Source organism: Actinacidiphila oryziradicis (assembly GCF_005047355.1).
Taxonomy (GTDB): Bacteria; Actinomycetota; Actinomycetes; order Streptomycetales; family Streptomycetaceae; genus Actinacidiphila; species Actinacidiphila oryziradicis.
In genome coordinates this window covers 70,125-80,400 of sequence record NZ_SUMC01000038.1, presented here as the reverse complement: position 1 = coordinate 80,400, position 10,276 = coordinate 70,125, and the positions used below count along the sequence as shown (strand labels likewise).

Below are 10,276 nucleotides of genomic sequence, written 5' to 3'. Positions count from 1 at the left end.
GAGCCGATGAGGCCGACCGCCTCACCCCGGTAGGCGGTGAAGCTGACACCCCGCACCGCGTGGACCCTGCGGACGTTGGGATTGCTCTTGCGGCTGACGATGCGCGACAGCGCGGCAACGGCGCTGCCACGGCCGGTGCCCGCACCGTGCACCGTATAGACAATGTGGACGTCATCGGCGATGACCGTCGGAATCAGCTGCTCAGCCACGACCGTACTGCTCCTCTGCCTTCCAGAAGTACACAAAGCCGCCGATGCCCGACACGACCGCCCAGAACAGCGCGATCGGCCACACATGCGGCGGAAGCTGTTCAGCGGTGAAGCTGTCGATCAGGGCGAACCGCATCAGGTCGATGTAGATCGATGCCGGGTTCACCTCCAGCAGGATCTTGATCACGTGAGGGGCACGGCCGGTCAGATTGCTGATGCTGTACATGACGCCGGACACGTACATCCAGGTCCGCAGGATGAAGGGCATCAACTGCGCCAGGTCCGTCATCTTGCTGCCGAGCCGGGCCACGACCAGCGCGATACCCGCGTTGAAGACGCTCTGCAGGAGCAGCGCGGGCGCGGCCAGGAGCCACGACCAGGTGGGCACCTCGCCGGTCATCAGTACGATGGCGAACAGCACCCCCATCGACATCAGCAGCTGCTGCAGCTGCATCAGCGTGAAGGCGATCGGCATCGAGGCACGCGGGAAGTGCAGCGCCCGGATCAGCCCGAGGTTGCCGGCGACGGCGCGGACTCCTGCCATCACCGAGGACTGGGTGTAGGTGAAGATGAAGACACCGGTCACCAGGAAGGGGATGAAGTTGTCGATGCCGTGGCTGGTGCCGAGCAGCAGGCCGAAGATGAGGTAGTAGACGGCCGCGTTGAGCAGCGGTGTCATGACCTGCCAGAGCTGGCCGAGCTGCGCCTGGGTGTACTGGGCCTGCACCTTCGCGGTGGCGAAGGCGACGATGAAGTGCCGCCGGCCCCACAGCTGGCGGACGTACTCTCCCAGTCCTGGGCGGGCGCCGCTGACCGCGAGGCCGTACTTGGCGGCAAGTTCGGCGGCCGACAGGCCGTCGTGAGCGGCCGCGGCCGGTGCCGTGGGAGGGGAGTCGTGGGGGGCGACTCGTTCGATCAATTCGGACATGACCATCCGTTGCAGGCGGCGAAGGGGGAACGACGGGACGGGACGGTTTCGTCGTATCGCTGAAGTTAGGCCATGAGCACGGTGGAACGCAACCGTTTCGTCGTCGCGCTAGACTGAACGGATGCCGCCACCGAAGCCCCCGACGAGACGCGCCCCGGCCGGCGCCGCCGTGCTCCAGGAAGACGTGACCGAGGCGATCCGCGCTGCCGTCTTCGAGGAACTGGCAGCGGTCGGGTACGGGCGGATGTCCATCGAGGCCGTCGCCCGCCGGGCCGGGGTCGGCAAGACGGCGGTGTACCGGCGCTGGCCGTCCAAGCTGCAGATGGTGATGGACGTGGTGTCCGCCGTCGCCCTGCACGGCATCACGGCCCCGGACACCGGCACATTGCGGGGTGACCTGCGGGCGCTGCTCGGGGTGATCTCCTTCGCGCTCCGGCACCCGCTCGCGTCCCAGATCGTCCCGGACCTGCTCGCCGAGGCGGCCCGCAACCCCGATATCGCCCAGACCCTGCAGAAGGCGCTGCGCGAGACCCAGCAGGGCGTGAGCGCGATCCTGATACACAATGCCGTCGCCCGCGGCGAGCTGCCCGCCGACACCGACGCCGAGCTCGTCCTCGACATGATCATCGGCCCGCTGTACTGGCGGCTCGCCGTGAACCGCGCGCCGGTGACCAAGCGCTACCTGGACCGGCTCGCCACCGCCACGACGGCGGCCCTGACCGCCGCCGGTTAATCCTTGGACCGCGAGGCCGCCGCACGGCTAGAGTCACCGCACGCCCTTGGCCAAGGAAGGAGGCGAGAGCCCGTGAACGCGACATCCGCGACCCCGCGCTCCCGCCCCGTCCGCAGGGCGTCCCATGTCTGACCGGGAGCGCGTCATCCTCCCGTAAGGACCTGAGACGATCATGACTGACCTGGTCATCCGCCCGCTCACCGCCGGCGAATCACACCTCTTCACCTCCCTGCCCGACCCCGGGCTCGTCGGCCGCGCCATCCTCGGCGGCACCTACAGCACCACCGACGAGGGCGGCGAGTACCGCCCCGAATGGACCTGGGTCGCGCTGCGTAATGGCGCCACCGTCGCCCGCGCCGCCTGGTGGGGCGAGCCCGGCGACGACAAGCCGGGCGCCCTGGACTGGTTCGACTTCACCGACGCCGACGCCGCGGTCCAGCTGCTGCGCACAGCACCACTACACGCCGAGTACGACCTGTTGCTGCCGCCCGGCTGGCGGGAGCGGCCCGAGCTGCGGGCCGCCGCCGAGGCCCGTATCGACGCCGCGACAGCGGCAGGGATGAAGCCGCTGGTCGAGCGGTACCGCTACACCTGGACACCGGAATGCGGGCTGCCGGAGCGGCCCGGGCGCCTGGAGTTCCGGGCGGAGCCGGACGACGAGGTGTTCTTCGACGTCCTGTGCCGCCTCCACGACGGCACCCTGGACGCGCACGACCGCAAGGTCGTCCAGGAGTCGGGCGTCGAGGCAGCCGCGCGGGAGAACCTGGAGTTCTTCCACTGGCTGCCCTCGCCCCGCGAGTGGTGGCAGCTCGCGTACACGCCCGGGGGCGAACTGGTCGGGCTGCACATTCCCGGGCGCAACCCGACCGGCCCGTGCGTCGGCCACATCGGCGTCGTACCGGAGCAGCGCGGCCACGGATACGCGTACGACCTGCTGGTCGAGACCACACATGTGCTGGCAGCCGAAGGCGCCGAGCAGATCCTCGCCGCCACCGACCAGGGCAACTTCCCGATGGCCGCCCACTTCGCGAAGGCCGGATATCCGATCACCCAGGAGCGCATCAACCTCATCTGAGCGCCGGGCCGCAGGTTACGGGGCTACGCGGTGCCCGCGGTGGGGTAGGGATCGCCCCATGGACGCATACGAGGTGTGGGCGCCCCGGGCCGGCCGGGTCGAGGTGCGGATCGGGGACGACAGCCATCCGATGCGGCCGGATCCGGTCCGCCCCGGCTGGTGGCGGGCATCAGGGCCGCCGGGGCCGGCCGCCGGGCACGGCACGCGTTACGCGTACGTGCTCGACGGCGGCACGCCGCTGCCCGACCCGCGCTCGCGCCGCCAGCCGGACGGCCCCGACGGGCCGAGCGCGGTCGTCGACCACGGGCTCTTCCAGTGGCGGCAGCCCTGGCACGGCCGGCCGCTGCCGGGCGCGGTCCTCTACGAGCTGCATATCGGCACCTTCACGATCGAGGGCACCTTCGACGCCGCCGCCGAACGGCTGCCCCATCTCGCCGGGCTGGGGATCACCCATATAGAGCTGATGCCGGTCTGCCCCTTTCCCGGCAGGCACGGCTGGGGGTACGAGGGTGTGTCCCTGTGGGCCGTCCACGAACCGTACGGCGGCCCGGACGGCCTGAAGCGCTTCGTGGACGCCGCCCACGCCCACGGCCTGGGGGTGGTGCTGGATGTCGTCCACAATCACCTCGGGCCGTCCGGCAACCACCTGCCCGCGTTCGGCCCGTATTTCACCGACCGGCATCACACGCCCTGGGGCGACGCCGTCAACCTCGACACGCCCGGCTCCGACGAAGTCCGCACATATCTGCTGGACAGCGCGCTCGCCTGGCTGCGCGACTACCGCCTCGACGGCCTGCGCCTGGACGCGGTGCACGCCCTCGTCGACAACCGGGCACTGCCCTTCCTGGAGGAGCTCTCGACGGCCGTCGACGCCCTGTCGGCCGCCGTCGGGCGGCCGCTCTTCCTCATCGCCGAGTCCGATCTCAACGACCCCCACACCACCACCCCCCGCGACGCCGGCGGCGTCGGCCTGCACGCCCAGTGGAACGACGACTTCCACCACGCCCTGCACACCGCAGTGACCGGCGAGTCCCACGGCTACTACGCCGACTTCGCACAGGACCCGGCCGCCGCCCTGGCCAAGATCCTCACCGGTGTCTTCTTCCACGACGGCACCTACTCCAGCTTCCGGGACCGCGCCCACGGCCGCCCCCTGGACCGTACGGGAACGCCCGCGCACCGCTTTCTCGGCTATGCCCAGACCCATGACCAGATCGGCAACCGCGCCCTCGGCGACCGGCTCTCCCCCGACCAACTCGCCATCGCCGCCGCGCTGGTCCTCACCGCGCCGTTCACCCCCATGCTCTTCATGGGCGAGGAATGGGGCGCCCACACCCCCTGGCAGTTCTTCACCGACCACGACGACCCGGACCTCGCCGCCGCCATCACCCGCGGCCGCCGCCGCGAATTCGCCGCCCACGGCTGGCCCGAGTCCGACATCCCCGACCCCCAGGACCCCGCCACCCGCCTCCGCTCCTGCCTCGACTGGTCGGAGCCCCAGCTCGCCCCGCACGCCGCCCTCCTCGACTGGTACCGCCGCCTGATCGCCCTCCGCCACGCCGAACCGGCCCTGGCCGACCCGCACCTGGACCGGCTCCAGGCCTCCGCGGGCGACCGCACACTGCGCATCACGCGCGGCCCCTTCCACATCGCCGTGAACTTCTCCGACCGCGACGCCAAGATCCCGCTCTCGCCCCGCCCGCTCGATGTCATCGCCTCCTGGGTCCCCTGCGAGCCCCCGGGCGACGGCGGCGACCTCCACCTGCCCGCCCGCTCGGTCGCGGTGCTGCGCGAGCGCTGACGTTGACGTTGACAGGGCCTAGGGTGGCCGCATGGACGACGACACGCCCGGACCCCGCGCGGACTGCGTACTGTGCGGCAAGTCCACCGAGTACCCTGCCACCCAGCGCGGCGTCACGCTCTGCCCCGTCTGCGAGTGGCAGGAAGCGCAACGCACCGCATGCTCGGGCTGAGCGCCTTCCTCAGGCGCCGGGCGGGCAGGTCCTGAGAAGCCGCGCCCGGCACTCCTCCACGTCGAAGGCCGCCGGCGGGTACTTCGGGTCCAGCATCTCCAGATGCTCCACCAGCAGGGTGCCCACCGCCCAGTTGCGGTACCACTTGTGGTCGGCGGGCACCACGTACCAGGGCGCCGCGTCCGTCGAACACCGCTCCAGCGCCGCCTCGTACGCCTCCTGGTAGGCGGGCCACAGCGCCCGCTCATCGATGTCCGAGGAACTGAACTTCCAATGCTTGTGCGGGTTGTCCAGCCGTGCCAGCAGCCGCCTGCACTGTTCCTCGTAACTGATGTTCAGGAAGACCTTGACGATGGTCATGCCGCCGTCCGCCAGTGACCGCTCGAAGCCGTTGATGACCTCGTAGCGCTCCTGCCAGGTGGCGGGCGGCACCAGCCCGCGCACCCTGGCGATCAGCACATCCTCGTAGTGCGAGCGGTCGAAGATGCCGATCTCGCCCGGGTGCGGGAGGGCCCGCCGGATCCGCCAGAGGAAGTGGTGCTGCCGCTCCTCTTCGGTCGGCGTCTTGAAGGCGCGCACCCGAAGGCCGGCGGGGTTGAAGTACCGGCAGACGTGCTTGACCGTGCCGCCCTTGCCCGAGGTGTCCATGCCCTGCAGGACGAGGAGGAGCGAGCGCGGGTCGCCGGCGCTGCTCTGGGCGAAGAACCTGTCCTGGAGGGAAGCGAGACGTACCCCCAGCTCCGCGGTCGCGGCCAGGCCCTCGGCCTTCTTGCGCGGGCCGGCGGGAAAGCCGGAGGGGTCGTACTTCCCGATCTCGACGCGGCCGGCGCCGGGGGGAACGCGCAAGAGCGTACGGAGACCGGTCCGCTGCGGTTTCCCGGGTTTCCGGGGATTCTTCGCCACCATCCGATCCTGCGACGGATCAGGCCGCGCCGCCAGCGAGGCCCTTGGCGTCACGTGCCAGCGCCGTGAGACGGGAGATGGCCCGGAAGTACTTCTTGCGGTAGCCGCCGGCGAGCATCTCGGCGCTGAAGAGCTGGTCGAAGGGCGCGCCGGAGGCCATCACCGGGACTTCGCGGTCGTAGAGCCGGTCGGCCAGGACGACCAGGCGCAGAGCCGTGGCCTGGTCCTCGACGGGGGTGACGCCGCGCAGGAAGACCGCGTCGACACCGTCGCAGAGGGCGCCGTAGCGGCTGGGATGGACGCGGGCGAGGTGGCCGAGGAGTGCGTCGAAGTCGTCCAGGGACGCGTAGGGGGTGCGGTGGGCGGCCGCGTCGACCTGCGCGTCAGCGTACGGCGCCGGGGCCTCGGGCAGGCCCCGGTGCCGGTAGTCCTGGCCGTCGATGCGCAGGGAGCGGAACCGCGCGGAGAGGCCCTGGATCTCCCGCATGAAGTCCGTGGCGGCGAAGCGGCCCTCGCCGAGCTTGCCGGGCAGAGTGTTGGAGGTGGCGGCGAGCCTGACCCCGGCGCCGGCCAGCTTGCCGAGCAGGCTGGATACCAGGACGGTGTCCCCGGGGTCGTCGAGCTCGAATTCGTCGATGCAGACGAGGCGGTGGCCGCTCAGCGCCTGCACGGCGTGCTGGAAGCCGAGAGCACCGACAAGGTTGGTCAGTTCGACGAACGTGCCGAACGCCTTCTGCTCGCGCGGGGCGGGGGTGGCGTGCCACAGCGACGCCAGCAGGTGGGTCTTCCCGACGCCGTACCCGCCGTCCAGATACACCCCGCCGGGCCCGGCGGGAACAGCCGCCTCCCGCCGGAACCAGCGCTTCCGCGCCCCGTCCGCCGAGCCGGCCCCGCCCAGGGACCCGGCGAAGCCGGCGAGCACCCGTACGGCCTCGGCCTGGCTCGGCTGCTGCGGGTCCGGGATGTAGTTGTCGAACCGTACGGAGTCGAAGCGCGGCGGCGGCACCAGCTCCCCGACCAGCCGGTCGGCGGGAACGTGCGGCTCGCGGGCGCAGAGCGAGACCGGGGTGGCCTCCCCGGTTATGGGGACGGCTTCGGAAGCGGCAGCGTAGGACGACACAATCACCCAGCGTAGTGCCTCCGGCAGAGGGTCCTACGACGGTGTGGCGCACCCCACTCCCACTCCCCGCGCTCCGCGCGAGCGCGGAGCGCGGACGGCGCGCCCGCCTCCGGGCCTCTCCGGCGGAGTCGCGGGGGCCTGGCGGCTCAAAAGCGCCGGACCTCGCCGTTCCGCCCCTCGCCGCCGCGGCGGAATATGATCCCGGCGCCCCGTCGGGCCCCGGGGGGCCGTGGCTGATGCGCCTACGTCCCACAGTCGCTCTCCGTGCCGGGCCGGGGGCGGCGATCAGCGGCCGCGCCTCCGCAGGGGCTCCGCTACGCGATACCGGGGCGGCAGCCCGGTTGGCGGGGCGCGCGCGGCGGTCCGCGCGGGCGTGAAGGGTGCTGCTCAAGACGGCGTACGCCGTGCCAGACTGCACACCATGCGCCGTCTGTACCCCGTATCCCGGGCCGAGGAGCCCCTCGACACATTGGAAGCCCTGGCTGACGCGTATGCCTATCCGGAGGCATCGCCTACGCCTTGGCTGCGCGCCAACATGGTGGCGTCGCTGGACGGGGCGGCTCGGCACGACGGGCGGTCGCAGGCGTTGTCATCGGATGCCGACATGCGGGTGTTCGGGGTGCTTCGGGTGCTGGCGGACGCCGTGGTGGTGGGTGCGGAAACGGTTCGCCAGGAGGGGTACCGACCGGCCCGGGTCAGGGAGGCGTTCACCGCTCGCCGGGCGGCGGCCGGGCAGCCGCCGGCGCCGGCGATCGCGGTGGTCAGCGCGAGCCTGGACCTGGACTTCTCGGCGCCGCTGTTCACCGCGCCGGTGACCCCGACGCTGCTGCTCACCGGGGCCGATGCCGCGCCCGACCGGGTGACGGCGGCCAAGAAGGCGGGCGCGGTCGTCGTGGTGGCGGGCGCCGGGCACGGCGTGGACCCCGCACAGGCGGTGGCCGAGCTGGCCGACCGGGGCCTTCGGCGGCTGCTCTGCGAAGGCGGCCCCAGGCTGCTGGCGCAGTTCGCGGCGGCGGGAGCGGTCGACGAGCTGTGCCTGACGCTCGCCCCGCTGGTCACCGCCGGAGGCGCCCCGCGGATCATGAACGGCCCCATGATCGCCGTACCCGAACGGTTCCATCCCGTCTCGATCCTGGAGGAGGACGGTTACCTGTTCACCCGCTACACGCATAGCCATCGGCAAAGCCACCAGCACGGCTGACGCACTGCGGAATATCCCGTTCCGCTTGTCACCGTGCGGGAACACTTACACTGCGTGTCCCGCGACCCGTCGGGGCAGGAGAGAAGGACTCGTCCGTGTTCACGACCGTACTCATGATCGAGAAGCCGCTCGTCCCCAGCGATGTGGAGCTCGTGACCAGCCTCCACGGAGACGAGCCCGTCTCTTTCGTCGTGCTCATGCAGCCCCGTGGCGACCAGGACCGGCTGCTGCGGGCCGTCGACGACGTCGCCCTCGGCTATCTGGACGAAGCCGTCCATGAGCATGAGCTCCCCGAGGGCGAAACCGCCCTCCTGCCCGCCGAGCGGGCCCTCAGCCACTCGCTCCAGTCGCTGCGCGGCACCGGCGCCGAGGCGGTCGGCGAGGTGGTCGAGAGCCACCCGCTGGACCTGCTGAAGTCCGTCGTGGAGCAGACGCACGCCGACGAGGTCATCGTGCTCACCGCCCCGCACTTCGTCGAGGAGTTCTTCCACCGCGACTGGACCTCCCGGGCCCGCCACAAGGTCGGCGTGCCGGTGCTGAAGCTGTTCGCGCACGGCACGGAGGACTGAGGGGTGCCGCCCGGCGCCACGGCGTTGGGCGGCGCCGGTGATCACAAAGAGCCTCTTTCAGGCTGCTGACACACGCGGCCCGGGCGTGTACGGCGAGGTGCGAGAATCGAGTCTGCCGGGCGCCCGCCCGGCCACCGCAGCCACGATCAGGGAGACGCCGCGCATGGCACCCACCGTTCCCCCCGCCCTGGACCGACCGCACTTCATCGGTATCGGCGGCGCCGGAATGTCGGGCATTGCCAAGATCCTCGCCCAGCGGGGCGCCCAGGTCGCGGGCAGCGACGCGAAGGACTCCGACACCGCCGCCGCCCTCCGCGCGCTCGGCGCGACCGTGCACATCGGCCACGCCGCCGAGCACCTCGCCACCGACGCGACCAGCGTCGTCGTCTCCAGCGCCATCCGCGCCGACAACCCGGAGCTGACCGCCGCACAGGCCCGCGCCGTGCCGGTGGTGCACCGTGCCGACGCGCTGGCCGCCCTCATGTCCGGCCTGCGGGCCATCGCCGTCGCGGGCACGCACGGCAAGACCACGACCACCTCCATGCTCGCCGTCAGCCTCACCGGGCTGGGTCTCGACCCCTCGTACGCCATCGGCGGCGATCTCGACGCCCCCGGTTCCAACGCCCGCCACGGCACCGGCGAGATCTTTGTCGCCGAGGCGGACGAGAGCGACCGCAGCTTCCAGAAGTACGACCCCGAGGTCGCCATCGTCCTCAATGTGGAGCTGGACCACCACGCCAACTACGCCTCGCTGGAGGAGATCTACGAGTCCTTCGAGGCGTTCGTCGCCAAGATCCGCCCGGGTGGCACTCTGGTGGTGGGCGAGCACCCCGGCGCGCGCGAGCTGGCTGCCCGGGTATCCGGCCGCGAGGACCTGTCCATCGTCCGCGTCGGCGAGGACGATGACGCCGACCTGCGGATCGTCAAGATCGCCCCCAAGGGCATGACGAGCGAGGTGACCGTCCTCGTCGAAGATCAGGAATACGTCTTCACCGTGTCCGTCCCCGGCCGCCACTACGCCCACAACGCCTGCGCCGCCCTCGCCGCCGGCATCGCCCTCGGTATCGCACCGGGCCGCCTCGCCCACGCCCTCTCCTCGTACACCGGGGTCAAGCGCCGCCTGCAGCTCAAGGGCACCGCGAACGGCGTCCAGGTCATCGACTCCTACGCCCACCACCCCAGCGAGATGACCGCCGACCTCGGTGCGCTGCGCGGCGCCGTCGGCCCGGGACCGCGCATCCTCGTCGTCTTCCAGCCCCACCTCTTCAGCCGCACCCAGGAGCTCGGCACCGAGATGGGCCACGCCCTCGCCCTCGCCGACGCCTCCGTCGTCCTCGACATCTACCCCGCCCGCGAGGACCCGGTCCCGGGCGTCACCAGCGCCCTGATCATCGACGCCGCCACCGCCAAGGGCGCCGACGTCACCGCCGAGCACGACAGACACGCGATCCCGGACCTCATCGCCGGAATGACCAAGCCGGGTGACCTTGTTCTCACCATGGGCGCGGGAGACGTGACCGATCTCGGTCCATGGATCCTGCGTCGTCTCGAGAGCTGAGGAGGGC

10 protein-coding genes and 1 pseudogene are annotated in these 10,276 nt (G+C 71.4%); 7 read left to right on the top strand and 4 right to left on the bottom strand.

The window, feature by feature from the left end; genetic code table 11:
• Both FCI23_RS31740 and FCI23_RS31735 read right to left on the bottom strand, forming a co-directional pair.
• Positions 1-209: pseudogene (locus FCI23_RS31740) on the bottom strand (ABC transporter ATP-binding protein); the annotation flags it as partial.
• Positions 202-1,137 carry an ABC transporter permease gene (locus tag FCI23_RS31735; protein ID WP_136727461.1) on the bottom strand — a complete coding sequence of 312 codons (936 nt, stop codon included), beginning with the start codon at positions 1,135-1,137 and terminating at the stop codon, positions 202-204. The gene FCI23_RS31735 and the pseudogene FCI23_RS31740, both read right to left, overlap by 8 nt.
• A 121-nt stretch (positions 1,138-1,258) precedes the next feature.
• Here FCI23_RS31735 and FCI23_RS31730 point away from each other — a divergent pair, with 121 nt between their 5' ends.
• The 4 genes from FCI23_RS31730 (at position 1,259) to FCI23_RS56850 (ending at position 4,918) form a co-directional block, all read left to right on the top strand.
• On the top strand, positions 1,259-1,870 hold the full coding sequence (locus FCI23_RS31730; RefSeq protein ID WP_136727459.1) for a TetR/AcrR family transcriptional regulator: 612 nt from the start codon (positions 1,259-1,261) through the stop codon (positions 1,868-1,870).
• A 172-nt stretch (positions 1,871-2,042) separates the two neighbouring features.
• The gene (locus tag FCI23_RS31725) at positions 2,043-2,945 is read left to right on the top strand and encodes an N-acetyltransferase (protein ID WP_136727457.1); all 903 of its coding nucleotides are present in this window, start codon (positions 2,043-2,045) and stop codon (positions 2,943-2,945) included.
• 58 nt (positions 2,946-3,003) lie between these two features.
• Positions 3,004-4,746, top strand: coding sequence for a malto-oligosyltrehalose trehalohydrolase (treZ, locus tag FCI23_RS31720; RefSeq protein ID WP_136727455.1), 1,743 nt, complete (start codon positions 3,004-3,006; stop codon positions 4,744-4,746).
• Between the two features lie 31 nt (positions 4,747-4,777).
• Positions 4,778-4,918, top strand: a complete 141-nt coding sequence (locus FCI23_RS56850; RefSeq protein ID WP_169317019.1) for a hypothetical protein — start codon at positions 4,778-4,780, stop codon at positions 4,916-4,918.
• A gap of 9 nt (positions 4,919-4,927) precedes the next feature.
• On the opposite strand, the gene FCI23_RS31715 is transcribed toward FCI23_RS56850, so the two are convergent.
• Together FCI23_RS31715 and zapE are read right to left on the bottom strand one after the other, a co-directional pair.
• Positions 4,928-5,824 carry a polyphosphate kinase 2 family protein gene (locus FCI23_RS31715; protein WP_136727453.1) on the bottom strand — a complete coding sequence of 299 codons (897 nt, stop codon included), beginning with the start codon at positions 5,822-5,824 and terminating at the stop codon, positions 4,928-4,930.
• A 16-nt stretch (positions 5,825-5,840) separates the two neighbouring features.
• Positions 5,841-6,941, bottom strand: a complete 1,101-nt coding sequence (gene zapE, locus FCI23_RS31710) for a cell division protein ZapE (RefSeq protein ID WP_136727451.1) — start codon at positions 6,939-6,941, stop codon at positions 5,841-5,843.
• Positions 6,942-7,362: 421 nt separating this feature from the next.
• Between zapE and FCI23_RS31705 the strand changes: the two genes are divergently transcribed.
• The 3 genes from FCI23_RS31705 to murC all read left to right on the top strand — a co-directional run bounded on the left by FCI23_RS31705 (position 7,363) and on the right by murC (position 10,269).
• A complete protein-coding gene (locus tag FCI23_RS31705; protein ID WP_136727449.1) occupies positions 7,363-8,142 on the top strand; it encodes a pyrimidine reductase family protein in 780 nt (259 codons plus the stop codon).
• Between the two features lie 95 nt (positions 8,143-8,237).
• Positions 8,238-8,711 carry an indole-3-glycerol phosphate synthase gene (locus FCI23_RS31700; RefSeq protein WP_136727447.1) on the top strand — a complete coding sequence of 158 codons (474 nt, stop codon included), beginning with the start codon at positions 8,238-8,240 and terminating at the stop codon, positions 8,709-8,711.
• A 163-nt stretch (positions 8,712-8,874) separates the two neighbouring features.
• On the top strand, positions 8,875-10,269 hold the full coding sequence (murC, locus tag FCI23_RS31695; protein WP_136727445.1) for a UDP-N-acetylmuramate--L-alanine ligase: 1,395 nt from the start codon (positions 8,875-8,877) through the stop codon (positions 10,267-10,269).
• The last annotated feature ends 7 nt before the right edge of the window (positions 10,270-10,276 follow it).

Excerpts from the sequence above, each read along its gene's own strand:
- FCI23_RS31735 (WP_136727461.1), bottom strand. The coding sequence starts at position 1,137 with ATGTCCGAATTGATCGAACGAGTCGCCCCCCACGACTCCCCTCCCACG.
- FCI23_RS31730 (WP_136727459.1), top strand. The coding sequence starts at position 1,259 with ATGCCGCCACCGAAGCCCCCGACGAGACGCGCCCCGGCCGGCGCCGCC.
- FCI23_RS31725 (WP_136727457.1), top strand. The coding sequence starts at position 2,043 with ATGACTGACCTGGTCATCCGCCCGCTCACCGCCGGCGAATCACACCTC.
- treZ (WP_136727455.1), top strand. The coding sequence starts at position 3,004 with ATGGACGCATACGAGGTGTGGGCGCCCCGGGCCGGCCGGGTCGAGGTG.
- FCI23_RS56850 (WP_169317019.1), top strand. The coding sequence starts at position 4,778 with ATGGACGACGACACGCCCGGACCCCGCGCGGACTGCGTACTGTGCGGC.
- FCI23_RS31715 (WP_136727453.1), bottom strand. The coding sequence starts at position 5,824 with ATGGTGGCGAAGAATCCCCGGAAACCCGGGAAACCGCAGCGGACCGGT.
- FCI23_RS31705 (WP_136727449.1), top strand. The coding sequence starts at position 7,363 with ATGCGCCGTCTGTACCCCGTATCCCGGGCCGAGGAGCCCCTCGACACA.
- murC (WP_136727445.1), top strand. The coding sequence starts at position 8,875 with ATGGCACCCACCGTTCCCCCCGCCCTGGACCGACCGCACTTCATCGGT.